The 24,712-nt window shown below is 72.0% G+C and carries 25 protein-coding genes; 8 read left to right on the forward strand and 17 right to left on the reverse strand.

Annotated elements, in window-relative coordinates; all coding sequences use genetic code 11:
- Positions 1–15: 15 nt before the first annotated feature.
- Both ACFPZN_RS02925 and ACFPZN_RS02930 read left to right on the forward strand, forming a co-directional pair.
- The gene (locus ACFPZN_RS02925) at positions 16–843 is read left to right on the forward strand and encodes a class I SAM-dependent methyltransferase (RefSeq protein WP_378279842.1); all 828 of its coding nucleotides are present in this window, start codon (positions 16–18) and stop codon (positions 841–843) included.
- 48 nt (positions 844–891) lie between these two features.
- Complete coding sequence (locus ACFPZN_RS02930; RefSeq protein ID WP_378279844.1) at positions 892–2,742, forward strand: choline/carnitine O-acyltransferase; 1,851 nt, start codon at positions 892–894, stop codon at positions 2,740–2,742.
- Here ACFPZN_RS02930 and ACFPZN_RS02935 read toward each other — a convergent pair.
- The gene (locus tag ACFPZN_RS02935) at positions 2,732–5,983 is read right to left on the reverse strand and encodes a DUF4132 domain-containing protein (RefSeq protein ID WP_378279846.1); all 3,252 of its coding nucleotides are present in this window, start codon (positions 5,981–5,983) and stop codon (positions 2,732–2,734) included. The two genes, ACFPZN_RS02930 and ACFPZN_RS02935, sit on opposite strands and share 11 nt — an antisense overlap.
- 38 nt (positions 5,984–6,021) lie before the next feature.
- Entirely contained in the window at positions 6,022–7,107 is a 1,086-nt protein-coding gene (locus ACFPZN_RS02940) for a LacI family DNA-binding transcriptional regulator (RefSeq protein ID WP_378279847.1), read from the reverse strand.
- Between the two features lie 97 nt (positions 7,108–7,204).
- Between ACFPZN_RS02940 and ACFPZN_RS02945 the strand changes: the two genes are divergently transcribed.
- Both ACFPZN_RS02945 and ACFPZN_RS02950 read left to right on the forward strand, forming a co-directional pair.
- Complete coding sequence (locus ACFPZN_RS02945; protein ID WP_378279849.1) at positions 7,205–8,419, forward strand: MFS transporter; 1,215 nt, start codon at positions 7,205–7,207, stop codon at positions 8,417–8,419.
- A gap of 50 nt (positions 8,420–8,469) precedes the next feature.
- Entirely contained in the window at positions 8,470–9,357 is an 888-nt protein-coding gene (locus ACFPZN_RS02950) for an exonuclease/endonuclease/phosphatase family protein (protein ID WP_378279851.1), read from the forward strand.
- Here ACFPZN_RS02950 and ACFPZN_RS02955 read toward each other — a convergent pair.
- Positions 9,344–9,844: a response regulator transcription factor gene (locus ACFPZN_RS02955; protein ID WP_378279853.1), complete on the reverse strand. Its 501-nt coding sequence runs from the start codon at positions 9,842–9,844 to the stop codon at positions 9,344–9,346. The genes ACFPZN_RS02950 and ACFPZN_RS02955 overlap by 14 nt on opposite strands.
- A gap of 148 nt (positions 9,845–9,992) precedes the next feature.
- Here ACFPZN_RS02955 and ACFPZN_RS02960 point away from each other — a divergent pair, with 148 nt between their 5' ends.
- Entirely contained in the window at positions 9,993–11,477 is a 1,485-nt protein-coding gene (locus ACFPZN_RS02960) for an alpha/beta hydrolase (protein WP_378279855.1), read from the forward strand.
- Here the strand turns inward: ACFPZN_RS02960 and ACFPZN_RS02965 are convergent.
- The 8 genes from ACFPZN_RS02965 to ACFPZN_RS03000 form a co-directional block, all read right to left on the reverse strand.
- Positions 11,474–12,022 carry a GTP-binding protein gene (locus ACFPZN_RS02965; RefSeq protein ID WP_378279952.1) on the reverse strand — a complete coding sequence of 183 codons (549 nt, stop codon included), beginning with the start codon at positions 12,020–12,022 and terminating at the stop codon, positions 11,474–11,476. The two genes, ACFPZN_RS02960 and ACFPZN_RS02965, sit on opposite strands and share 4 nt — an antisense overlap.
- Positions 12,023–12,038: 16 nt before the next feature.
- Positions 12,039–12,419 (reverse strand): DUF742 domain-containing protein, encoded by a 381-nt coding sequence (locus ACFPZN_RS02970; protein WP_378279857.1) that lies wholly within the window; start codon positions 12,417–12,419, stop codon positions 12,039–12,041.
- On the reverse strand, positions 12,416–12,853 hold the full coding sequence (locus ACFPZN_RS02975; RefSeq protein WP_378279859.1) for a roadblock/LC7 domain-containing protein: 438 nt from the start codon (positions 12,851–12,853) through the stop codon (positions 12,416–12,418). The genes ACFPZN_RS02970 and ACFPZN_RS02975 overlap by 4 nt, the downstream gene beginning before the upstream one ends.
- Entirely contained in the window at positions 12,850–15,099 is a 2,250-nt protein-coding gene (locus ACFPZN_RS02980; RefSeq protein ID WP_378279860.1) for a sensor histidine kinase, read from the reverse strand. The genes ACFPZN_RS02975 and ACFPZN_RS02980 overlap by 4 nt, the downstream gene beginning before the upstream one ends.
- 188 nt (positions 15,100–15,287) lie before the next feature.
- Entirely contained in the window at positions 15,288–15,494 is a 207-nt protein-coding gene (locus ACFPZN_RS02985) for a DUF397 domain-containing protein (RefSeq protein WP_378279862.1), read from the reverse strand.
- Between the two features lie 16 nt (positions 15,495–15,510).
- A complete protein-coding gene (locus ACFPZN_RS02990; protein ID WP_378279864.1) occupies positions 15,511–16,425 on the reverse strand; it encodes a hypothetical protein in 915 nt (304 codons plus the stop codon).
- A 4-nt stretch (positions 16,426–16,429) separates the two neighbouring features.
- Complete coding sequence (locus ACFPZN_RS02995) at positions 16,430–16,960, reverse strand: RNA polymerase sigma factor (protein WP_378279866.1); 531 nt, start codon at positions 16,958–16,960, stop codon at positions 16,430–16,432.
- A gap of 166 nt (positions 16,961–17,126) precedes the next feature.
- Complete coding sequence (locus ACFPZN_RS03000) at positions 17,127–17,372, reverse strand: hypothetical protein (RefSeq protein WP_378279867.1); 246 nt, start codon at positions 17,370–17,372, stop codon at positions 17,127–17,129.
- A 190-nt stretch (positions 17,373–17,562) separates the two neighbouring features.
- Here ACFPZN_RS03000 and ACFPZN_RS03005 point away from each other — a divergent pair, with 190 nt between their 5' ends.
- Positions 17,563–18,330 carry a hypothetical protein gene (locus ACFPZN_RS03005; protein WP_378279868.1) on the forward strand — a complete coding sequence of 256 codons (768 nt, stop codon included), beginning with the start codon at positions 17,563–17,565 and terminating at the stop codon, positions 18,328–18,330.
- 23 nt (positions 18,331–18,353) lie between these two features.
- On the opposite strand, the gene ACFPZN_RS03010 is transcribed toward ACFPZN_RS03005, so the two are convergent.
- From ACFPZN_RS03010 to ACFPZN_RS03030, 5 genes are all read right to left on the reverse strand, one after another.
- Positions 18,354–19,169: a phosphotransferase family protein gene (locus ACFPZN_RS03010; RefSeq protein ID WP_378279870.1), complete on the reverse strand. Its 816-nt coding sequence runs from the start codon at positions 19,167–19,169 to the stop codon at positions 18,354–18,356.
- 225 nt (positions 19,170–19,394) lie between these two features.
- Positions 19,395–21,032, reverse strand: a complete 1,638-nt coding sequence (locus ACFPZN_RS03015) for a restriction endonuclease (RefSeq protein WP_378279872.1) — start codon at positions 21,030–21,032, stop codon at positions 19,395–19,397.
- A 609-nt stretch (positions 21,033–21,641) separates the two neighbouring features.
- Complete coding sequence (locus ACFPZN_RS03020; RefSeq protein WP_378279874.1) at positions 21,642–22,175, reverse strand: DUF1707 SHOCT-like domain-containing protein; 534 nt, start codon at positions 22,173–22,175, stop codon at positions 21,642–21,644.
- A gap of 52 nt (positions 22,176–22,227) precedes the next feature.
- Positions 22,228–22,620, reverse strand: coding sequence for an ATP-binding protein (locus ACFPZN_RS03025; protein WP_378279875.1), 393 nt, complete (start codon positions 22,618–22,620; stop codon positions 22,228–22,230).
- Complete coding sequence (locus tag ACFPZN_RS03030; RefSeq protein ID WP_378279877.1) at positions 22,617–22,940, reverse strand: hypothetical protein; 324 nt, start codon at positions 22,938–22,940, stop codon at positions 22,617–22,619. The genes ACFPZN_RS03025 and ACFPZN_RS03030 overlap by 4 nt, the downstream gene beginning before the upstream one ends.
- 153 nt (positions 22,941–23,093) lie before the next feature.
- Between ACFPZN_RS03030 and ACFPZN_RS03035 the strand changes: the two genes are divergently transcribed.
- Both ACFPZN_RS03035 and ACFPZN_RS03040 read left to right on the forward strand, forming a co-directional pair.
- Positions 23,094–23,951: a helix-turn-helix domain-containing protein gene (locus tag ACFPZN_RS03035; protein ID WP_378279879.1), complete on the forward strand. Its 858-nt coding sequence runs from the start codon at positions 23,094–23,096 to the stop codon at positions 23,949–23,951.
- A 122-nt stretch (positions 23,952–24,073) separates the two neighbouring features.
- The gene (locus ACFPZN_RS03040; protein ID WP_378279881.1) at positions 24,074–24,289 is read left to right on the forward strand and encodes a DUF397 domain-containing protein; all 216 of its coding nucleotides are present in this window, start codon (positions 24,074–24,076) and stop codon (positions 24,287–24,289) included.
- A 69-nt stretch (positions 24,290–24,358) separates the two neighbouring features.
- Here ACFPZN_RS03040 and ACFPZN_RS03045 read toward each other — a convergent pair whose 3' ends face one another.
- Positions 24,359–24,691 carry a nuclear transport factor 2 family protein gene (locus tag ACFPZN_RS03045; protein ID WP_378279883.1) on the reverse strand — a complete coding sequence of 111 codons (333 nt, stop codon included), beginning with the start codon at positions 24,689–24,691 and terminating at the stop codon, positions 24,359–24,361.
- Positions 24,692–24,712: the final 21 nt, after the last annotated feature.

The raw sequence follows: 24,712 nt of genomic DNA on the forward strand, positions 1-24,712 counted from the left end.
GAGAGGAACGCCACCGTGCGCGCCGACAGCACCGGCAAGATCTCGCTCGACCACATCTACACGCAGCCCGATCCACGCGCCTACTTCAGCACGCTCCGCGAACTCGACTACGCCATTCCGCAGCTCGCCAAGCCGTATTTCACCAAGCTCCTCCAGGAATACAAGGACGCGACGGGGGTGCGGCATCCGACGGTGCTCGACCTCGGCTGCTCGTACGGAATCAACGCCGCACTGCTGCGCTGCGACGCGACGATGGACGAGCTTTACGAGCGTTACAGCGGCCCCGGCTCCGCCGAACCCGGAACCGAGGAAATGGTGCGTCGCGACCGGGAATTGGTCCGTTCCCGCACCGGTTCGAGGACCACTCGTTTCGTGGGCCTGGACACCTCGGAGCCCGCCCTGTCGTACGCGGTCCGGGCCGGGTTCCTCGACGACGCCGTGCACGCCGATCTCGAGGAGAACGACCCCACCGGCCCGCAGCGCGAACGGCTCGCCGCCGCGGACCTGGTGATCTCCACCGGTTGCATCGGTTATGTCACCGAAAAGACGATCGGCCGGATCGTCGCCGCCGCCCGGGAAGGCGGGCGCCGGCCGTGGATGGCGCACTTCGTGCTGCGGATGTTCCCGTTCGACGCGGTCGAGGAGACCCTGGCGGCGGCCGGTTACGAGACCGTCCGCGCCGACGGGGTGTTCAGGCAACGCCGATTCGCGACCGCGGACGAGGAGTCGCAGGTGCTGGACACCCTGGCCGGTGTGGGCGTGGACGCCGGCGGCGTGGAATCCGAAGGCGGCCTTTACGCCCGACTCCACATTTCCCGGCCCCGCGCCGCGAGTGACGCGTAATCATGGACCTGGCAGCCGATAAGACCATCCGGACCGAGGATCGACGCATTGAACAGTAATCATGAGCCGTCCCCCCGCACCTTCGGCAACGAGGATGGCCTGCCCCGCGTTCCCCTGCCCTCCCTGGAGGCGAGCTGCGAGCGGCTGCTCGACTGGTGCGCGCCGCTCCTGGACGAGGCGCAGCTCGCCGAGACCCGGGCGGCGCTGGAGGAATTCCAGCGCCCCGGCGGCCCCGGCCGCGCGCTGCAGGCGGAGCTGGAGCGGTACGACGCGAGCGAGGGCGTGCACAGCTGGCTCGACACGTTCTGGCCGTACCGCTACCTGGGCCGCCGCGACCGCATCGCGCTCAACGCCAACTTCTTCTTCCTCTTCAAGGACGACCCCGCCCTGAGCGGATCCGCGTCGCCGCAGGTGGAGCGGGCCGCCGGGCTGATCGCCGCCGCGCTCGACTACAAGCTGCGGCTGGACGAGGAGCGCATCCCGCCCGCGACCCAGCGCGGCCGCCCCCTGTCGATGGTGCAGAACACGTTCCTGTTCTCCACCACCCGGATCCCCGGCGTGGTGCAGGACACCGTGCGCGTCCCTTACTCGGAGGAGTGGCCCGGCCCGTCCCGCGCCCGCCACATCGTGGTGTTCTTCCGCGGGAACATGTTCCGGGTGGACGTGCTGGGGCCGGGCGGCCGCCCGCACACCCTGGACGAGCTCGCCGCCGCCCTCCGCACGGTCCTGGAGGCCGAGCGGCGGCCGGAGGCGCCCGTCGGGCACCTCACCACCATGGCCAGGGCGGAGTGGGCGGAGGCCCGCGAGGCGCTCCTGGACCACGACCCCGGCAACGCGGCCTCGCTCGACGAGGTGGAGACCGCGCTGTTCTGCGTCTGCCTGGAGGACCTCGCCCCGCGCGACGACCTGGACGCCTGCGACGAGCTCCTGTACGGCGGCAGTGGCAACCGCTGGTTCGACAAGGCGGTCTCCCTGATCGTCTTCGCCGATGGCACGGCCGGCATCAACGTGGAGCACTGCGGTCTGGACGGCACCACGATCCTCAGCTTCGTGGACGCGCTGCTGGGCGAGCCCGCCGAGGCACAGTCGGCCCGTTCGGGCGCCGAGGCGCAGGGCGTCCCGGCCGTGCGGCCGATCGTGTTCGCGCTGGACGAGAAGCTGCGGAAGGTCGTGCGGGACGCCGGCGAGGCGTTCGCCGCGTACGGCGCGGCCACCGCGACGGAAACGGTGTCGTTCGACGACTTCGGCGGCGACCGGGCCAAGCGGCTGCGGATCTCGCCGGACGCGTTCGTGCAGCTGGCCTACCAGCTCGCCCACAAGCGCTCGAAGGGCTTCACGGGCGCCACCTACGAGTCGATCGCGACCCGCCACTTCAAGCACGGCCGGACCGAGGCGATGCGCGTGGTGACGCCCGAGGCGCTGCGCTTCGTCGAGGTCCTGGACGATCCGGCGGCCGGCGAGGAGGCCCGCCGGGCGGCGTTCCGGGCCGCCGCGGAGGCGCATGTGCGGCGGGCGAAGGACTGCCAGGCCGGGGACGCGCCCGAGCAGCACCTGTGGGAGCTGCAGCTGATCCAGCAGCGGCGCGGCGAGGAGCTCGGGGTGGCCGGGCCGCTCCCGCTGTTCGAGACGCCGGGCTGGCAGGTCATGCGGCACGACTACCTGAGCACGAGCTCGGCGCCGTCGGTCAACATCCGCTACTTCGGGTTCGGGTCGACGAGCGAGGACTGCATCGGCGTGGCGTACGTGCTGCTGCCCGACCGGTTCAACGTCTACCTGAGCACCCCCGCGAAGGTGGCCGGCGCCATGCACCTCTTCGCCGGGAAGCTGCGGGAGGCCGTCGCGGAACTCCAGGACCTGCTCGCCTCCGAGACCGAGACGGAGGCCGGGGTCAGTCGCTGATCCGGAGGATGTCGGCGATCACCTCGCTCATCGTGACCGGGTGGATCTCGCCGAGCGGGAGGTCCTCGGACGTGACGCGCGGGTCGGGGCTCGCCCAGACCGCGGTGACGGTCTGGTCGTCGCCCTGGCCCGCGTAGTAGGTCCCGAGGCCGGGGCTGATGTGCACGATGACGTACCGGCCGTTCTGGTCGGCGCGGACGAGCCGGCCGCCCCAGTCCTGGAACCTCGACTGCGCCATGCCCCGCACCTTGCCGTAGGGCGCGACGCGTCCTTCGAGCCGGGTCAGGCGGGTGGCGGCGCGCTCCTGGTCGGTGAGGCGGTGGACGGGCCGTCCGAGCTGCGGGAACGGCTGGAGGATCTCGTAGTCGGCGAACAGTTCCGACCACGCGGTCACCGATCCGGCGAGCTGGACCGGGTGGGCGAGGCCGATGCGCGCGCCCTCGGGCGGCTCGACGGCGTCGTCGTCCACGTCCGCGAACGTGCGGTCCTCGGCGATCCGGAACGCCGTCGCCCCGCCCTCGCCGTCCTCGGCGAGCCACACCAGCCGCCGGACGATGTGCCACAGCAGCGGGTGCGTGACGAAGAACCGCCGGAAGTCGTCCGGGCTCCAGCGGCGCCCCTGGACCATCGCGGTCTCCAGCCGCCGGATCTCGTCCTCCGCGACCGCCTTGACGTCCTTGCGGAGCCCGGCGAAGAGGGTGTGCGCGGCCGGGGCCAGGACGGGATCGTCGGCGGGGCCGGGCTTGGGCAGGCTCTTGCGCGTCTTGCCGTTCTGCTCGACGACGTGCGGCCGGAGCTGCTCGTCGAAGCCGACCGCGAACCGGCGCGGGCCGTAGTCGAAGGTCATGCCGCCCTCGGCGTCGAGGCCGAAGTCGGGGACGGCCCGGTCGGCGAGTTCGTCGGAGGTCAGCCCCCGGGCGGCGGCGATCTCGTCGATCTTCGCGCGGGCCCGGTCCTTGATTCCCGCGTACTTGCCCTTGCGGACGAGGGCGTGCAGGTGGGTGAGCGCGACGTCGGAGCCGATCCGGGCGAGGACGTCCAGCCCGGTGACGGCCCTGGGGGTGCCCTTCTCCCCAGGCCACGCGCGGATGAGGGGCGCGAGCCGCCGCACGGTGGTGTCGTCGCCGAGCAGCCCGAGCTGGGTCAGCGCCCAGTTGCCTTTGCTGGGCGCGCCGCACCCCTGCCAGCAGAGGAACACCGCCCAGGAGAACTCGGCCAGCGACACCGGGTCGCACAACTCGCGGACGACGTCGACGCCCGCGTAGGGCTCGTCCGCCTTGGACATGGCGAGCATGGTCAGCACGTGCCGCGTCGCGGCGGCGGGCAGGGCGCTCTCCCGCCCGCGCAGCAGCACCCGAGGCAGCAGGGCGGGGTCGGCCCAGTCGGTCTTGGGGATGCGGCCGGGCAGGATCTCCAGCGTGTCGAGGGCGAGCAGGTCCCGGACGGCTGAACCCGCCTCGCCCGCCGCCTCGCTGACCGCGTCCTCGCCGTGCTCCTCGGCCAGCAGCCGCAGCGCGCTCTCGGCGCCGCGCCGTTCAGGGCCGGTCTTTCCGAACGCGACCGGGACGAGGTACGGCACCGCCGCGACGCCGTGCCGCCGTAGCCAGCGGCGGGCGAACTCCCCGGCGCTCTTGAGCCGGGCGAGCCAGTCGGCCATCGTGCGGGCCACGTCGGCGTCGAGGCAGGGGATCAGCGTCGCGCCGTGCTGGACGGGCGCGCCGGTGGCGACGCGCAGCCCCAGCGGCAGGGCGTCGGCCCCGAACCGCGCCATCACGGCCGGCAGCCACAGGTTGGCGAGGGGCATCCGCTCGGACGCCCAGGTCTCGACGGCGGCCCAGTGGGCGTCCGGCTTCCGCGCCCAATCGGGGAGGTGCCGCATGAACTCGTCGTAGACCTCGTGCTCGCCCGGTTCCCACCGCATGGAGCTTTCGGCGGGCGGCGTGAGGCCGTCCAGGACGACGGGCTTGGCCCGGTTGCGGGTGCGGCGCGTCCACGGCGGGTCGGCCAGCAGCGGGGGCAGATCGGGGGAATCGAGGACGTCGGCGGCGACGGGCAGCAGCGGCTCGACGGTCTTACGGCCTTCGGGTGTCAGCGTGGGCAGCACGGCCTTGGCGAGGTCGGGATCGGCGTTGACGCGGGAGCGCAGCAGCCCCTCGATGGTGAGCCGCTCGGTGGTGTTCGTGCCGGTGGCCTCGGCCAGTACCCGGATCGCCTGGGCGGGGAACCGCTCGGCCGCGGCCGCCACCCACGGCAGGGCGTCCTTCTCGCGGATCCGACTCACCAGCACCCGCAACGCCTCGTCGCTCGGCACCAGGGCGAGCGCCTCAAGGACCTCGCGGCAGGCCGAGGGGTAGCTGCGGAAGTTGTAGCCGAGGGCTGCGGCCAGCACCGGAATGGTGGCCGTTCCGCCGCCGTGCAGCAGGGTGGCGAGGATCTCCGGCCGCCCCTCGTCCCAGGACACCAGCGGCTGCGCCCACACGTCGGCGGCCTGCTCGGCGGTGGAGAGGGAGCAGAAGTACTGGAGGTGCGTGGCCCGCGACACGTGAGGACGGTCCTCGGTGAGGCATTCGTCCGCCCACTCCCGTTCGGTGGGCACGAGGTAGGTGACCGCGAGCCGCCGGAGCCCGTCCCCGCGATGGGCGGCGAGCCGCCGTACTGCCTCCCGGTACTCCTCGTCGCCCGCGGTGGCGAGCAGCGCGCGGAGCCTCCGCATGAACGCCCCATCGGCCCACCACCAGGAGAGATCCCTCGGTGAGGCGGCGCGCATCACCCCGCCGTGCCGCTCGGGCCCGGGGACGGCGACGATACCGCGGCCGAGGCCGCGCTTGCCGACGACCCACGGGGGCGGTTCCCGCCGGGGGAATCCGACCTGGACGCCGACCAGTTCGGTGAACGCGCAGGCCGCGAAGGGCAGGCCGTGCTCGCTCGCCCAGGCGTCCGCGAACGCGGCGCGGCGCGCGTCGTCGACGCCGGTGCACGTGACGAGGATGGAGGCGACGGCCGCCGCGCCGACCGGGTCGGGCTCGCCCCGCAGCCACGCCCGTACCGCCCCGGCCATCTCCGGGTCGGTGACGGGTTGCCGGAGCATCGTCTCGATCACGGGCTCGGCCGCCCGGGTCAGCTCCCGCACGGCCCCGGCGGCCTCCGGGTCGATCCGCACCGGGTGCTCGACCGGCGTCCCGCGCCGTGGATGCACCAGGCCACGCCACATGCCGGGCAGGACGATCACGTCTTCCTCCATGCCCCCGCACCGTACCGAGGGCCTCCGACATCTCCCCCTCAGGAGGCGGCGGGCGGCGGGGCGGTGGTGTCGCGGACGACCAGCCCGGCGGGCAGCAGGAGGCTCTGCGCGGCCGGGGCCGTGCCCGCGATCAGGTCGAGGAGCGTGCGGGCGGCGAGCCGGCCCTTCTCCACCAGCGGCTGCCGGACGGTGGTGAGCGGCGGGCTGGCGCCGACCGACAGCGGCAGGTCGTCGAAGCCGACCACCGACAGGTCGGCGGGGACGTCCAGGCCCAGCTCGCGGGCGGCGTCCAGGACGCCCAGGGCGAGCCGGTCGGTCATCGCCAGGATCGCGGTGGGGCGCCGCCCGGACGGCTGGTCGAGGAGCGCGCGGGCGGCGGCGCGGCCCAGGTCGGCGGTGTTGCCGCCGCACTCGACGACCGGGACGGCGCGCCCGGCGGGCAGCCCGTCGCGGTATCCGGCGATGCGGAGGCGGGCGACGGCGAAGCCGATGGCCTCCAGCCGGGCCCGGTCGGCGGGGCCGGAGCGGGCGTCGGCGGCGAGCCGGTCGGCCAGCACCGCGATCCGCTCGTGGCCGAGGCCGGTGAGGTGCGCGGCGGCCTGCCGGGCGCCGTCGCGGTCGTCGACGCCGATGTAGGGCTCCCTGTCGCCGGGCCGGAGCTCGGGCTCGTCCACCACCACCAGGGGCAGGCCGCGGGCGCGGGCGGCGACGAGGCCGGGGTGGTCGTCGGAGAGGGAGTAGGCGAGGAAGCCGTCCACGACGGCGCGGCTCACGGCGTCGGTGGCGGTGGCCCCGGAGGCGGGCGATTCGGGCGGGGCGGGGATGAGGGTGAGGCCGACGTCGGCGAGCTCGCTCGTCCCGGCGACGCCCTGGAGGAACAGCACGGCGGCCGGGTCGGTGAACGCGTAGGCCAGGGCCTCGGTGAACAGGACGCCCAGGGCGCCGACGCGGCGGGTGGCCAAGCCCGCGGCGAGCGGGTCGGGGCCGTGGTAGCCGAGCTCGCGGGCGGCCTGGAACACCCGCTCGCGCACGGCGGCCGACAGCTTGCCGGGGCGGTGGTAGGCGTTGGAGACGGTGGTGTGCGACACGCCCGCGGCGCGCGCCACGTCCCGCAAGGTGGCCATGGTGTCCCCGTTCGTTCTCCGTTTGACCGGTAAACCAGACTACCCGTAGGCTCGTCTTGTTTACCGGTCAACCCGAGGAAACGGGGAGGTGGGAGCGATGCGGGGGACGGTGATGCCCGAAACGCGCAGGGCCCGGCGGGCCGTGGCGGCGGTGTTCGCGCTCAACGGCGCGGTCTTCGCCTCGTGGCTGCCGCGCATTCCGGAGGTCAAGGCCGCGCTCGGGCTCGGCGACGCCGAACTGGGCGCCGCGCTGGCGGGCCCGGCGCTGGGCGCGGTGATCGCGATGATGGCGGCCGGGGTGCTGGTCGTCCGGCTCGGCAGCCGCCCGGTGACGCGGGTCTCGCTGGCCGCGTTCTGCGCCCTGCCCGCCCTGGTGGGGCCCGCGCCGTCCGGGCCCGCGCTGTTCGCCGCGCTGGCCGCGTGGGGCGCGGCGATGGGGTGCCTGGACGTGGCGATGAACAGCGCGGGCATGACCGTCCAGCGCCTCTACGGCCGCCCGATCATGTCCGGGCTGCACGCGGCCTTCAGCGGCGGCGCGCTGGCGGGCGCGGCGGCGGGATCGGTGGCGGCGCACCTGTCGGTGCCCGTGACCGTCCATCTGGCCGGGGGCGGCGCGATCGCGCTGGTGGCGGGGCTGGCGGCCACCCGGGGGCTGCTGCCCGCCGACCACGACGCGCAGGCGCGGGGCCCCGCGCTGGCCCGCCCGACCGGGCGGCTGCTCCTGCTCAGCGCGCTCGCGTTCGCCGCGCTGCTGTCGGAGGGCGCGGTGGCCGACTGGAGCGCGGTCTACCTGCGCGACACGCTGGGCACGGGGGCGGGCACGGCCGGGGCCGGGTACGCGGCGTTCGCGGTGGCGATGACCGTCGGGCGGCTCGCCGGTGACCGGTTGGTCACGGCCGTCGGGCCGGTCCGGGTCGTCGGCGTCCTGGGCGGGGTCGCCGCCGCCGCGCTGGGCGCCGCGCTGGCGGTCGGCACGGCCCCGGCCGCCCTGGCCGGGCTGGCCGCGCTGGGGCTGGGGCTGGCGTGCGTGGTCCCGGTGGTGTTCACCGCCGCCGCGCACGTCACCGACGCGCCCGGACCCGCGATCGCGACCGTCTCGACCTGCGGCTACCTGGGGTTCATCGCCGGTCCCCCGCTGATCGGCGCGGTCGCCCAGCTGATCGGGCTCGGCCCGGCGCTGGGCCTGGTGGCGGCGCTGGCGGGGCTCATGGCGCTGTCGGCCCGTGCCGTGCACCCGGCCGCCCGCACGACCACCGAACGAAATTTGTCACCTTCGTCCCTTTCCCGGGAGCCCGCCGCCGGGCGAGATTGATCGGTACGCGGGTTGAACCGTGCCCGGCCCCTGCCCCCCGGAGGGACGACATGCGCGCGAGAACGACGACCCGGCTGGCGGCGGCCCTCGCCGTGGCGGCGGCGATGGTCCCCGCCCCGGCGGCGGCCGCCACCGGCGGGACCCTGACGGTCCTGGCCTACAACGTGGCGGGCCTGCCCGAGCCGATCTCCGGCGGGAACCCGGCGCAGAACACCAAGCCGATCGGCGAGCGCGTGAACGCCTACGACGTGGTGAACGTCCAGGAGGACTTCAACTACCACGCCGACCTCTACAGCACCGACCGGCATCCGCACCGGACGCCCACCAGCGGCGGCGTCCTGTTCGGCAGCGGCCTCAACACGATGTCGGACCACCCCTTCACCGGCCTGACCCGCGTGAAGTGGACCTCCTGCAACGGCTTCGACTGCCTGACGCCCAAGGGCTTCACCCTCAAACGGCTCCGGCTCGCCGAGGGCGCCGTGATCGACCTCTACAACGTCCACGCGAACGCGGGGTCCACGAACGCCGACCTGGCCGCGCGCAGGGCCAACATCACCCAGCTCGCCTCGTACATCACGGCGCACTCGGCGGGCAACGCGGTCATCGTGGCGGGCGACACCAACACCCGCTACACGCGCGCGGGCGATAACATCCGCGACCTGGTGACGGCGGGCGGCCTCACCGACGCGTGGGTCGCCGCCGAGCGCGGCGGCGACCCGCCCCCGGCCGGAGACCCGGCGCTGGTCTGCGACGACGCCGCCGTCACCGACGCGTGCGAGGTCGTCGACAAGATCCTCTTCCGTGGGAGCGGCACCGTCGGCCTGCGCCTCACCGGCTACTCCAACGACGACGCCCGCTTCCGGACCGCCGACGACGAGATGCTGTCCGACCACTACCCGATCGCGGCCGCGTTCACCTGGACGCTCACCAGCCGGTGACCACCTCGGGTTCGCGGCGCCGGCGGCCCTCGCGGGGGCCGGCGTTCAGCGGCAGGCCGGCGAACCGCGGGACCTCCCCGGGTTCCGGCTCGCGGTCGTAGCGCCGGGCGCGGCGCAGCATGATGCGGAGCCGGGCCAGCAGTTCCTCCGGCTGGACCGGTTTGGCGAGGTGGTCGTCGGCCCCGGCCTCCAGGCCGTCGATCCGGTCGCGCAGGCCGTGGCGGGAGCCGAGCAGCAGGACGGGCAGGTCGTCACCGCGCAGGCGCAGCATCCGGCACGCGTCCAGGCCGTCCAGGTACGGCAGCCGCGCGTCCAGGACCGCGGCGTCGGGACGGGCGCGGTCGATCGCCTCCATCGTCTCCAGCCCGTCGCGGGCGGTCTCCACCGTGTAGCCGCCGAAGCGCAGCGCGCGTTCCACCGCGGCGCGCGCCTCGTGGTCGTCGCAGGCCACCAGGATCCGGCGCTCGGCGTCGTAGGTCGTGGTCAAGGCGTCCTCCCCGTTCGTTCCGCCTTCTCACGCAACGGTGCGACGCGGACCTCAACGGGGCATCGGACGATTCTTAACGTCGCATGAGAACTCGTGAATTGCAGAGAAAGCTTTGCAAAGAAGTCTCTGTAGAGTAGGTTCGGGCGGCATGACGATCCTTGGACGATGGCTCGGCGCGGCCGCCGGGCTCACCGCGGGCGCCGCCGCCGTCACCGCCTTCACCGTGCACGCGGCACCCGCCGTGACGAACGCCGTGCCGAACGCCGCGCCCGCCGCCGCCTCGCGCCTGGCGTGGTCCCCGTGCGACGACCCGGAGAACCCCGGCGCCGAGTGCGCCACGCTCTCCGTGCCCGTCGACTGGGAGCGTCCAGACGGCCCCAAGCTCGGCCTCGCACTCGCCCGCCGCACGGCCACCGGCCCCGGCGAACGCGTCGGAACGCTGGTGTTCGGCCCCGGCGGCCCGGGCGACAGCGGCGTCGACCGCGTCGTGACCGGCATCGGCAGGTTCAGCCCCGAGATCCGGCGCCGCTTCGACATCGTCAGCTTCGACCCGCGCGGCGTCGGCGACAGCAACCCGATCACCTGCTCCGGCGACCTGCTCGCCCGGCGCCCCTCACCGAAGATGGACGGCCAGGCCGACTTCGCGGCCACCCTCGCCTACAACGCCGAACTGCGCGCCGACTGCCGCGAGCGCACCGGCCCGGTCTTCGACCACCTGGACACCGCCCACACCGTCCGGGACCTGGAGGCGTTGCGGGCCGCCCTCGGCGAACCGAAGCTGACCTTCCACGGCAGCTCGTACGGGACGGTTTTGGGCGCCCAGTACGCCGAGACCTACCCGCACCGGATCCGCGCCATGGTCCTGGAGAGCGTGCTCGACCACAGCCTCCCGACAGCGCGCGCGCTGCTGCGCGACCAGGGGATCGCGGCGCAGGACTCCTTCGACGAGTTCGTGAAATGGTGCGGCGCCAACGAAGGCTGCGCCCTGCACGGCCGCGACGTGCGCGCGACCTGGAAGACGCTGCTCGCCCGCGCCGAACGCGGCGAGCTGGAGCACCCGAAGAAGCCCGGGACCCGCATCTCCTCGATCGACCTGGTCAACGTGATCGCCTTCCGCGCCTTCTACACCGCCGACTTCGCCGGTCTCGCCAGGACGATCGCCGCGATGGAGGCGAGCACGCCGCTGCCCGCCGCGCCCACCGCCCTCTCCCCCCTCCCGCCCACGGCCCCGATCTTCTGCTCGGACTGGCGGCTTCCCGTCCGCGACCACCGCGAGTACGCCTCGCTCGTACGGACGCTGAACACCGCCGCACCCGACATGCCGTACCTGCTCCCCCTCCGCATCACGACCGCGTGCCTGGGCGCCCCCGCCACCAACCCGCAGCACCGCCTCAAGGTGGACGGCGCCCCGCCGATCCTGCTGTCGAACGCGCGGCACGACCCCGCCACCGGCCACGCCGGAGCCCGATCCGTCGCCCGGCAGCTCGGCCGCGGCGGCGTGCTCCTCACCTACGAAGGGCACGGCCACGGCAGCGCCACCAGCGGCCCCTGCATGGAGAACACCGTCAACGCCTACCTCACCGACCTGAAGGTCCCGGCACGCGACACCTCCTGCCCGGCCTCCTCCGGCTAGCGGACGGCGGCGGTGCCCATGATGACGTCGTCGAGCAGGGCCACCAGCACGCCCTTCACCGACTCGCGGTCACGGGCGTCGCAGGGCACCACGGGCACGTGCTCCGCGACGCCCAGCGCCTCGCGCACCTCGTCCACGTCGAACACGCGGGAACCGTCGAAGTGGTTGACGCCGACGGCGAACGGGACGCCCGTCTCCTCGAAGAAGTCCACGGACGGGAACGCCTGGTCGATCCGGCGGGTGTCGACCAGCACCACCGCCCCGAGCGCGCCCTCGACCAGGTCGTCCCACAGGAACGCGAACCGCTCCTGACCGGGCGTGCCGAACAGGTACAGCACCACGCTCCCGTCCAGCGTGATCCGCCCGAAGTCGAACGCCACGGTCGTGGTGGTCTTCCCGGTCACGGCCGAGGCGTCGTCCACCCCGGCCGCCGCCTCGGTCATCGCCGCCTCCGTGGTCAGCGGGCGGATCTCGGAGATCGCGCCGACGAAGGTCGTCTTCCCGACCCCGAACCCGCCGGAGACGACGATCTTCGCGGAGACCATCCGGCCCGCCGCGGGCTCAGAGCGCACGGACACCGTCACGGATCCTCTCCAGCAGCGACAGGGAAGGACCGTCGCCGCCCGCGGCGCCCGCCAGGCCCGTCACGTGCTCGTGCACCGTCACCAGGCCCTCCGCGACGAGATCGGCGATCAGCACCCGCGCCACCCCCACCGGCACCCGCAGCGCGTGCGCCACCTCCGCGACGGCCACCGGACGCTGGCAGGTCTCCACGATCCGCCGCCGCTCGAACCCCAGCGGCGCCGACAGCGCGGACGGCGGCGCGCTGATCACGGTCTCCACCCGCAGCCGCCCGTCCACCGGACGGGTCCGGCCGCCCGTCACGATGAACGGCCGCACGAACCCCCCGTCGCCGTCGAACCCGTCGTCCGGAGCGGTCATCTCGGCGCCGCCCGCCGCAGCACCTGGTTCTTCAGCTCGGTCACCATCTGCGGCGTCAGCAGCCCGCCGAACCGGTCGCACAGCGTCGCCATCTCGTGCCCCACCAGGCCGAGATCGCAGCCCGCCGTCGCCACCACGCCCAGGCAGCTCCCGTCCGAGATCGCCGACACCAGCAGGAACCCGCGGCGCATCTCGATCATCACCAGCTTCAGGCCGTCGAAGTCGTAGTGCCGGGACGCGCTGCGGGCCAGGCTGGTCACGCCGGACACGATCGCGGCCAGTTGCTCGGCGCCGTCCCGGTCCAGGCCGTCCGACATCGCCATCAGCAGCCCGTCCGACGACACCGCCACCGAGTCGGTCACGCCGTCGGTGTTCCGCACGAAATTGCCGAGCAGCCAGTTGAAGCTCTGCGCCTCCGCCGCCACCTGGGTCATCGGTCCTCACCCTCCTCCTCGCCGGGGCGCCGCTCGGCGGCCCGGTGCACACCCGCCCGGAAGTCGTTGAGCATCGAGCGCACCTCGTCCGGCCTGCGCGCCGGATCGTCGGCGGGTCTGGACGGCGCCTCCCGAGGACGCACCGGACGCCGCAGGGGCTGCTCGCGCGGACGGCGCTTGACCAGGCCGTTCCGCGTCGTGGCCACGTCGCCGGGCGGCGGCATCACCGCCACGACGTCAACCGCCCGCCCCCGCTCACCCGCCACCGCCAGCACGGGCACCGGCTCCGGCACCGGCTCCGGCGCGGGCGGCTCGGGCTCCACCAGCAGGCTCGGGGGCAGCACGACCCGCGCCGACACCCCGTTCAGCGGCGAGTCGTGCAGCCACACCCGGACGCCCAGCCGCGCCGCGAGCCGTCCCACCACGTAGTGGCCCAGATCGCGGGCCGGGCTCACCAGGAAGTTCTGCTCGCCGCGCAGCCGCGCGTTGGCCGTGGCCATCGCCTCGGGCGCCATCCCGATCCCCTGGTCGACGATCGCGATGTGGTAGCCCGTCGCGTCGGCCCGCGCCTGCACCTCCACCTGCATGTCCGGCGGCGAGAACGAGAGCGCGTTCTCGATCAGCTCGGCCAGCAGATGGGAGATCTCCGCCGCCGCCGACCCCCGCACCGCCGCCTCGTCCGCGCGCCGCAGCACCACCCGCCGGTAGTCCTCCACCTCCGCGAACGCCGACCGCAGCACGTCCCCGACCGGGACCGTCCCGGACCAGCGCCGCGGGCTGTGCTCGCCCACCAGCACCAGCAGGCTCTCGGCGTTCCGGCGCATCCGGGTCGCCAGATGGTCGAGCTCGAACAGGTCCGCCAGCGCGCCCGGGTCCTCCTCCTTGCGCTCCAGCGCGCTGATGAAACCGAGCTGGCGGCGCACCAGGTTCTGGTTGCGGCGCCCCAGGTTGGCCAGCGACTCGGCGGTGTTGTGCCGCATCACCGCCTGCTCGACGGCCAGCCGCACGGCGGTGCGCTGCAGGTCCTCAAGCGCCTCGGCCACCTCCGCGAACTCGTCCGCCCGCCGGGTCAGCGCCGACCGCGACGCGTCCACCACCACCGTCCCGGGATCCTCGGCCGCCCGGATCCGCGCCACCGCCGACGGCAGCCGCCGCTCCGACGCCTCCCGGCCCTCCGCCGCCAGCAGCCGCAGCGGCCGCACCACCGACCGGAACGTGTACAGCCACAGCAGCACCGCGACGAGCAGGGCCGCGGCGGCGCCCGCCGAGTACAGCACCAGCGTCCGGCGCGCGCCGGCCCGCACGTCCAGCGCCCGCTCCCGCACGTCCGCGCCGATCCGGTGCTGGACGGCGCGCAGGTCGTCCACCAGGACCGTCATCGCGTCCCACCAGCGCGCCGCGTCGACGCCCAGCCGCCCGCCGTTCGTCCCGTCCAGCGCGCGCCGCTCGTAGACGTCGGCCGTGCCCGCCGCCGGGGTCGCCCGCGCCGCCTGGAGCGCCGCCGCCTGCCCCGGCGTCGCCACCCGCCCGAACCGGGCCAGCGCGTTCACCTTCGCGGCCCGCACCTCCGAGAACCGCCGGTAGTCGTCCTGGGTGAACCGGTCGGCGGCGAACACCCCGTTCAGGTGGCCGCGTTCGAGCGCGGTCGCCTCCTTGGCGTCGCCGAGCACGTTCAGCGCCTCCAGCCCGAGCCGCAGCGCGCGGTCCTGCCGGGCCGCCGAGTCGGCCGCGGCGGCCCCGGCCAGCGCGGTGATCGCCCCGGTGTAGAAGTCGAGCGTCTCGGTACGGCCCATCCGCCCCGAGTCGACCAGCCCCCGGACCGACCCCAGCGTGCCCAGCCGCCCCAGCGCACCCCGCACCGCCCGCGCCGTACCGTCCGGTGCCCGCGCCGCGACGCCGAGATCGGCGCGGTACCGGTCGGACTCGCGGCGCTGCGCGTCCACCTGCGCCCGGTACCCGCCCGCGCCGCCGAGCAGGCCACTGGTCAGACCGCGTTCCCGTTGCAGCGAGTGGATGAGCTCCTGGGCGGCCAGCACCAGCGTGACGTCCCGTACCGTCGCCTCGGCGTCGGCCGCGACCCGCGCCTGCCCCGCGACACCGGCCCCGGCCAGCACCACCAGCGACACCGTCGGCACGGCCAGGATGAGCGCCAGCCGCGCCCGGATCGTGCGGGCCGGCGCGAACCTGCGCCGCCCGCCCGCACCCCGGCCCTTCTCCTGAACCGGCGCACGATGGCGGGGACTCATGCCCCGGCCCCAGCAGACTCGGCCCTCATCGGCCCCATCCCCTCGTGAGCGCGCTCACCATCGAGCGGCCGCCAGCGAGCAAGGCTGCGTTTCACGGGCCTCGCCGAGCGCGGCAACGCGCTGACAGACGCTAGGTACACCGCATTTCCGGAAGATTGCGCCTCCGTATGAACCAAGTAGCGAGATCTTCACCGGCGCGCCTGGACGGTGGTGCCGACGCTCGCGCGGAACGCTCTCCACGCGGGACCGGAGAACCGCAGCACGGAGCCGCCCTCAGGATGCGCACCGTCCCGGACCCCGACCATGCCGCCGGGCAGGGCCGTGACCTCCACACACGCCTCCCCCTTCTCGCAGCGCCGGCTCTTGCGCCAGACCGTCCCATCGGAATTCAGCATCCGGATACAGGTCCTTTCAGTTCGCGGGAGCGGGAGACTGCGAATCCGGCTGGACGGGCTCCGCCGACGGCGACTCCACAGGCGGCGACGGCTGCGCCGGGCCGCTGGAGGTCTCGACCGGTACCCGTTCCACCGCTTTCCCGGGCGGGCGGTCGTCCTTCGGGGTGGTCGAGGGCTTGACACGCTCGTCCGGGACGGCCGGACGGCCCTGCACCTTGATGCCCGCCATGACGCACGAGCCCTCCGGCCGTCCGGCCTGCGGCGACTCCCTCTCCACCCGCACCGTGACACCGTCGGTGGAGCGGTCGATCGGCAGGGAGAAGGCTTCGTGGCCCCCGGCGGAAGCGCGCACGCTCTTCCGGACCCCACCGGCCGTCGCGGTCCAGCGGCATGGCTCCGAGGTTCCGAGCGCGGCGACCACCGCGGTCAGGTCGCCCCGCGCCACGGAGGTCTCGAAGTCGATGACGCGCTCGGCCGCGACGGCGCCGCCGCTGAGCACCCACCCCGAGGTGTAGGTCCGGCCGCCGATCCGGATGCCCTCCGCCCCCGCCCCCGCCCGCGGACGGCCGGTGGTTCCGTCGGTCACGAACTCCTTGTCGGGCCACGAGATCCGGATGCTCCTCCTCGGCCCGCCAGGGTCGTCCGAACGGCCCGGATCCGCCAGGTGCATGGACCCGGACTTGTGATCGGCCGGGCCGAGGACGTAATAGGCCACACCGAGTGAACCCAGCGCCAACCCGGTCGCCGTGACGCCCGCCAGCACGCCCGTCTTGAACCCCCAGCGCGCGCGGCGGCCGGATCCGCGCGGTGACGGCACGGGCCCCGCGGGGGCCGCGCCGTCGCAGAACTCCCGAACGAACTCCCTCTTGTCCTCGGCCGCCAGAACGTCCAGCCGGGCCGCGAACCCGGCCTCCCAGTCGAGGTCTGCCATGTCCTCACCTTCCAGCGTCATCGTTCGGGTCCGGAATGACCTTCGCCAGTTCGGTCAGCGCCTTGCGGTAACGGCTTTTGACCGTCGCCTCGGGCACATCGAACTTCTGCGCTATTTCGGAAAATGTCATTCCCAGGAAGTGTCGCGCGAGCACGACCGCCGCGAGCGTCCCGGAGAGCCCCATGACGGCGTTCCGGACGTCGATCCGGGTCGCGACCGCACCCGTCTCCTCGGGCCCGGCCACGCGAACCGAATCGAGAGGGATCTCGTTCCACTTCGCGCTCCGCCGCAGATTCTTGACGACCCTGCGAACGGCGGCCGTGTAGGCGTAGCCCGCCAGAACCTCCCTGTCCACCAGGTCACCGAGCCGCTCAGGATTCCTGTACAGCGACTCGAGGACGTCACCGACGAGATCGTCGGCATCGCTTCGAGAGAGCCTGAACTTGCGGGCCGCGCTGCGGACCGCGCGCTCCACCTCCTGGAATATCCACTCTTCACGACCTTTATCCCTACGGAAGGGATTGCGGTTGATCATGCAGTTTGCCCGCTTTCAAGTAGGCATGCCGCGACGCCATGTCCCGGCCGGAGAACCACATCACCCAGTTAGAGTCGATCTAGCGGCCAATAGTTGATCACCAGAAAAAGTGCCCGCATAATCACGATTTGCACGCGAAGAAACCGCGACGCCCCAGAAAAAAACCTCAGGCGGGATGGAGGCCGTAGCCGCGAGAGGCCAGGAGGGCGGCGGCGCGGCCGGGGTCGCGTTCACCCGGCCACCACAAAACCGGGGCCCACGGCAGCCCGCCATCGCCGTAACGGCGCAGCAGCGTCCCGTCCGCGTACAGGACCATCTCGCCGAAGACGAAGCCGCCCGGCGGATCGTCGGGATAGTCGTACACCCACCGCCAGCGGGCCACCACGTCGGCGTCCGGCCCGCGCTCGTCCATCGGCCCAGTAGACCAGAGAGTCGGCCTGGTCATGCCGGGGAGCGATGCGCGAATCACGCCACGGCCTGATGCGGATGGTTTCCCCAGAGCGTCATGCTCCACGGAGTCCCTACCTGCTCAAAAGGCGAGGAACATGTCTGCTCATGCAGCCCTGCCGCGATCCGCGGGTATCCCTGGTCGCGCTCTTTCCGTGCTCGCGGTCCTGGCCGTGGCCCTGGCCGCCGCCTTCGTCGCGGCTCCCCGCATGCTGGCGGGCGACTTCGCCGGTAGCCGCGACCTCGTCGAAGCCCTCCGCGAGTCGTTCACCGGGTACTGGAGTTCCGGCGACCGGGATCTGTCCCCGGACCTGGAGAGGGTCGTCGATTACTGGTTCCGCTACCACCTGGCCAAGGCGGCGATCGCCGCGGTCCTGCTGGTCGTGCTCGTCGCGCTCGGCACCCTCGTCTGGAAGGCGTTCCTGAAGGCCGACGGTCGAGGAAAGAGAGCCGCTCTCGCCTCGGCCGGCGTCCTCGTCACGATGCTCGCAGTGTCCTCGCTGCTGGCGACGATGGCCAACATCCAGGGCGCGGCCGCGCCCTACGCCTCGCTGCTGCCGATGCTGACGGCCGGCGCAGAGCCCACCGGCACGCTCGATCAAGTCCGGCAGCAACTGGCCGGCTACCCGGGCGCGGGTGGCCACACCCCGCCCGCACTCGAAGTGATGATCAGCGACTTCGCCCGCTACCACGTGGCGATGGCCGTGATAGCCGCGATCGTGGCAGCCTTCCTCATCGCCGTCAGCACAATGCTGTGGATCAGATTCGCGAGAACGGAGCCGTCCGCCAAGCGCGTGCTGGGATCGTTCGGCGTCCTGTCGGCGCTGCTGTCACTGGCCATGATCGTCATCGCCGTGGCGAACACGGCCACCGCGGCGGACCCTGCACCGGCTCTCCTGGCCTTCTTCGAGGGCAGCTGGTGAACCTGTGTCCGGGAACGTTCGCGTCAGCGGTAGCCGGTCAGGCCGTCCGCCAGCTCTTCTTCGTCGCCGTCGCGGAGGGCGTAGAGGGCTTGCTGCAGGGCGAACGTCCCGCGGATCGCGGCAATGCGGGTGGTGAGTCCGTCGTTGGACCAGCCGCCCAAGGCGAGTACCCGCTCCAGGAGGTCGCGGCCGTTGCCGGCGCCGATGGCCGCGAGGTCCTCGGCCTGGTCGCCGAGTGTGACGTCGTCCCAGTCGAGTACTCCGGCCAGGCGCGGCAGTCCGTGCGTCCACTCCCACAGGACGTTTTCGGCGCCGAGGTCACCGTGCACCACTGCTCGGGTGAGGTGGGGAAGGCCGTCGAGCGCTGCGAGTTCCCGATCGGCCCGCAGACGCCCGTGGTCGGACATGAGCTGGAACAGCTCCGCGCGCACGCATTCCGCGAAGTACCGCCACCGGTCTTCCGGTGCCTGAGGCAGGGCCAGAGCGGCCAGCAGCGCGGCGTACTGCGCCGCCACGGCGCCGGCCACGCGGCCATCGTCGAGCGCGTCGGCCGTCAGCGGTTCGCCGGGGATGCGGCTCAGCACCAGGAACGGCGGGTCTCCGCCCTGCAGCAGCAGCTCAGGTGTGCGGAAGCCGAGGTCGAACCCGGCAAGTGCACGGAGAGCGGCCACGCGCTGCGGCAACCGCTCGGCCGCCGCCCGGGTACGAGGCAGGCACACGACCCGGTCCGAGCCGATGACGACGGTGTGGAACTGTCCCCGGCGCACAGCCAGATCGTCCGGGTCGTCGACGGGCAGCAGCTGACTCAGCAGCGCGCGATGTGTTCGCCGGATGCTCACGGGATGACCTCCTGGTCCTTCGATGGCGCGGAGGTGATGTACACCAGAGTGCTGCGGATGCCCTTCTCTCCGCGGATGCGGCCGCGCTCACGCCGCTGGTCAGACCACGCATCCCGCTGCAGCGAGTGGACGAAGCCGCACATCACCTCGTCCCCTCGCGAGCACGCTCGCCATCGAGAGGCCGCCACACCGGCGGCCGTAAAGGGACCACACGCCCCTCGCAGTTCACGATCGCTTGGGCGGCCGCTTGGGAAGGCTGATGAGAACGTCCAGGCCCAGATGTTCTTTGAGCAGGAACTTCAACTCCTCGTTCTCGATGACCTGCATCCGGCCATGGCGTCGGGCGTGTTCGTGCCCGCCCTTGGTGACCCAGGACGTCGTCACCATGATGCCCTTGGTGGCGTGCTTGTCCTCCATCGTCCCCGCCAGCTCGCGTACGGCGTCGACGCCGACGGCACCTCGGTACCGTTTGGCCTGGATGATGCACAGCCCGCCGAAGATCGGGTCTTCGTTGGTGGCGACGCCGTCGACGCCATCGTCCTTGGACGCCTGCGTGACCCACGACTTCATCCCCATCGCCTCGAAGAGCTGACGCACCAGGTGCTCGAACTCGGCGGGGGTCAGATCCAGCAGATCAGGGCGGCTGTCCAGCCCGGCGACGGCGTCCATGCCCTCCACGAACGCGAACTGCTTGAGCAGCGCCTCGAAGTCGACCATGGGCCGGACCGCCTCCAGGTCGTAGGGGTGCGGCGAGACGAGCGCGCCAAGCTTTTGCTTGACGCACGCGACGGGATCCAGATCGGCCAGGACGAGTCCGGCGAACACCTCGCGCGTCGCGGCCACGCTGAGCAGGTAGGGCCTGATCGGACGGCCGGTAGCCCTGTCCTTGGTCCGCACGTACCCGCCAAAGGTGACCGCCGCGACGATGTCCGGGACGTCGACGGCGAAGACCTCATGCAGCGTGCGCAGCGCGACCTGGGCGATGACGGAGGCGTACCGCGTCTTGATCTCCTTGAGCGGCCGGACGAGCGGCTCGATCGCATCGCGTGTCTGGACGTACTTGTAGCCACGGTCGGCGGGGACGACGTCCTGGCCGGGCAACTCGTAGTCGATCACCAGTTCCTTGGGCTCCGGCCGGTAGACGACGCGGAAGCGGTGCGGGAACCCGTCCGGATATTCGGCCGAGTCGAGCACGAGTGTGAAGTACTGCGCGACCGCTTCCTGCTCCCCGGCGCGGAAGGCCCGCTCGAACTCGTCGACCTCGGCGTTCTGCCGCCGCGTCTCGTCCGCGGCCCGCTCCACCCGCCGCGCGTGCTCGGCACGGAGTTCGGCCAACCGCCGACGGCGCCGCTCCTCGGCCTCCGTGTACTGGGCACGGCGGCGCTCATGCTCCTCGCGCGCCGCGGCGACCTCCCGCTCGTACCGGGCGTTGCCACCGAAAAGGCGCCCCACCACCGCGCCGGGCGGACGGGGAGCCACGTCCGCCCACGCCGGTTCATCGACCGGCACGTCCAGCCCCTGCGGGTCGAACGGCGGCGGCTCGACCGCCTTCTTGAACGCGGCGAACCCGAACGATCGCGTCCCGCCGATCCCATCGGCCAACAGCGTCTCCAGCCTCGCCACCCGCGTATCGAGGTCGACGCCCTTCTCCTCGGCCTCCGCCTTACGCTGCTCGACGTAGAGCCGCCTGCGTTCCCGCTCGTTGGCGGCGGCCTGCCGCTCGGCCTCCCGCCGGGCCTTCTCCCGCTCGCGGTTCTCCCGGGCAAGCGCCTGCTCCCGTGATCTCCGCAATTGCTGTTCGAGCCGCTGCCGCCGCGCCCGTTCCCGTTGCAGATCCGCCCACATGCCCTGGCGTTTGGCCATCACGCTCTCCGAAATCGACCCTGCACACCCATTGCCCACGATGCCATCCCCGACCGCACAACGTGACCAATGCGGTCAATCTAGTAAGTGGGACTGACAACCCGCGGCAGGAAGGGCGTTCAGGGTAAGGAGATCTCGAACCGCAGGACACCGCCCCGCCGTGGGTGACCTCGCCGCCACCGTCCACGATCGCGTTGGTCAGGGCCCTCGACAGAAGCGGGACGCGTCCTCGCACGCACCATCCCCGGAACAGAGCAGCGGCCCGATCCTGCCTCGCGGCCAGCGCCGCCCGGCCGCCACGTTCGCCGCCGCCGAGGGGACGACCCACGTCCCCAGATACCGCCGGGTCCCCACGGCGAGGTTGTCCAGGATGATGTAGTTCGGGACGACTGTCCGGCCCGTCGCACGATCGGGGGCCGAGTCGGTCAGGCCCTCGCTGCGGTATCGCCCGTCCCGAGGGCGCCGCAACCGTACGGAGGCCGGACTACGCGGATCAGGGTCCTCACCCGTGATCGAGTCTTCCTCCTCTGGACACCACCCGGGCGGCCTACGACGCCATCGAAGGCCGGTGGCCGCCCCGGGCGGCGTTACGGCGCGCCTGGCCTCAGGCTAACGTCGCGGCCGCTGCTCGATGACCTTCGCGTGGACGAGCGTGCCGACGAGCTCGATGCGGAGAAGGGGATCGGCGGCGACGTCCTTGGAATGAAGCTTGACCTTGGAGTACGTGCGGTTGAGCCCGTCAGTGTCGATCACGATGCCCGGCGAACCGACGATGACCAGCTTCCCGTGCACCATCTCCGCGTCAATACGCAGGACGCTCGCTGTGATCTCCGCCTGGGTGAAGTCGAGGGTGACCCGGCACAGTTGCGTGCGAAGCTCGATGCGCGCGGGTACCCGCCACCGCCCCTCCTTCGCATACTTGCCGCCCCCTTGCTGGACCACGAGTACATCGTCGGCCGCGACCACGAGGTCAGCGGTGAGTTCGGCCAGCTCGCCGAGCGTCCGGGCCGCCAGCGCACGCCCCACCCGGACGTCGAGTTCCTCGGCATCGAGCCGACCGTCACCGGCGGCGATTCGCAACGCGTCCACGACACGGTCCCGGTCCCCGTGCGACGCCCGCGGATCGGGCAGGGCATCCGACATGGCAAGCACGCTAGCAAGGTAAATGACTCCACCAAACCAGTACTGCATGCGTTCAGAGGAAGGTGATCTCGAACCACACCCGCAGGCGGCCACCGTCCGCGGCCTCGTAGCCCCATTTCCGGGCGACCGCCTCCATGATGGGCAGCCCTCGTCCGCCCTCCCCGCACGGCTCTTCACTGAACCGCGGGACGCCGCCGCCACCGCCGTCGACGACCTCGACCCGCAGCGCCCCGTCCTCGAAGAAGGCGTCGACCTCGACGACCTCGCCGCCACCGTGCACGATCGCGTTGGTCAGGGCCTCCGACAGCAGCAGGACGGCGTCGTCGCCAGCACCGTCACCGAAACCAGGTAGCGACTCGATCGTGCCGCGCAGCCAGCGCCGCCCGATCGCCACGTGCGCCGCCGCCGAGGGGACGACACACGTCCCAAGATGCCGCCGGGTCACCGCAGCCCCACCGCCCACGCGATCGCTGCAGCGGTCCCGGCGACATCGCCCGCGACGTTCCATTGGTCGCCGAAGGCGTAAAGCCAACGCCCGCGATGATCAACCGCCGCCACCCCGAGCCGCCCTTGCCGCTCCGTGTACGGCACGTACAGCACCGCCTCGCCCTGCCGGGGGTGGACGAGCAGCGAGCCGCAACCCTGCCGTTCCTTGAGCTTGAAACAGAGATGGGCCAGAAGGCCGAACCGCACCGCATGCGGTCGTGTATCCGCCGTCACCGCCAGGCCGCCCCTTCGCCGGGCACGGCACACCGCCGCGATCACGACTATCTTCCGTGATCACACCCGCACCGTGCGTGATGGTCGCTATGGTTCAGAGTGTGGATTGAGCCCACGGATTTTGTAAACCCATAAGAGTGAGCCCGATCAAAAAATCATGGTCCGGCGGGCGGCAAATCCCCCCAGAAGGGAGCAAGAATGGCAAGTCGAACGAGCCCCACCGTGCGCAGGCGTCGACTCGCGTCAGAGATGCGGAGGCTCCGCAAGGAGGCGGGCAAGACCCGGGAGGAGGCGGCCAGGTTCGCCGACATCGCCCCGGCCACGGTCAGCCGCATCGAGGCCGCGACCCACGCCCCGAAGGTCGCCGACATCATGGCCCTCTGCCGGTTCTACGGCCTGGACGACGAACGCGCCGAGGTCCTCGTCACCCTCGCCCGCCAGAGCCGCCAGCGCGGCTGGTGGCACCAGTACTCGGGATCCATCCCCGAGTGGTTCGAGGTCTACGTCGGCTTGGAGGAAGAGGCAGCCGAGATCCTCACCTACGAGTCCGAAGCTGTCCCCGGCCTCCTGCAGGCTGAGGAATACATCAACTCAATGCTTCTCGCCGACATACAACAACCTACGAAAGAAGAAATCGACCGTCAGGTCTCTCTCCGAAAGAAGCGTCAAGAACGGCTGACCAGCGACGACGCACCGAAGTTGTGGGCAGTACTCAACGAAGCCGTGCTACGTAGAACAGTCGGCCCACCTGAAACCATGAAGGAGCAGTTGGACCACCTGATCAGGCTCTCCCGCCTCAACCACATCAACATCGTCGTACTGCCCTACAGCGCAGGTGCCCACCCTTCCATGGAAGGCCCCTGCAACGTCCTCAGGTTCCCTGAGCCCGCTGATCCGGACGTCGTGTACCTTCAATACAGACGAGGAAGCATCTACCTGGAGGATCCCTCCGATGTCAATGCTTACGTCGACCTCTTCGACCACCTCCGCTCCCGGGCCCTCGGCCCCAACGAGTCCCGCATCTTGATGGAGCAGGTGGCTGCAGAACTGTCTTAAAGACAACGACCTAGGAGCGCGTCATCATGCATTCCCCCCACGTCCGGTGGCGCAGAAGCAGTCACAGCACTCAGCAGGGCAACTGCGTCGAGATCGGAACTTGGCGAAGGAGCAGCCACAGCATGGGCAACGGTGGCGAGTGCGTCGAGGGCGGCATGTGGCGCAAGAGTAGCCACAGCACCGGCAACGGCGGCGAGTGTGTCGAGGTGGCTGCTGATGAGGCGTTGGTGTTGGCTCGGGACTCCAAGGATCCTGAGGGGCCGGTGCTCGGGTTCGGCCCTGACGCCTGGCGGACGTTCATCGGCGCGGTGAAGGGCGGGCGGCTCGATCTGAGCTGAGCCGCCACGGCCTCACGCGGGACGGCATTCGTGGCCATGGGCCGCGAGGATCTCGGCGGCTCGGCGCGCTCAAGGCCGGATGCGCAGAACCTTCACGTGGTTCTCATCGAACTCTTGGAAGTGGAACCTCAGTCCGGCCAGAGGGCTGCCCGGGAAATCCCCCGTGATCGTGCAGGTCACGATCAGTCCCTCGTCGGCCGGCTCGACATCGGTGATCGTGTGCTCGACAACGGGGACCCTGCTGCGCCAGCCTTGGACGGCATTGATGCCCGCGTACTCCCTGCCCTCGTCCTCGACGAGGGCGTCGGCGGTGAACAGAGCGAGATATGCCTCGTTGTCCTGTGAGGAGGCGAGTTCGAAGTAACGCTGGATGATCCGGGGAACGGTGTCAGAGGTCGTCATCGGTCTTCTCCTGTTCGCATC

It is taken from the genome of Actinomadura rugatobispora, assembly GCF_042656285.1.
Classification (GTDB): domain Bacteria; phylum Actinomycetota; class Actinomycetes; order Streptosporangiales; family Streptosporangiaceae; genus Spirillospora; species Spirillospora rugatobispora.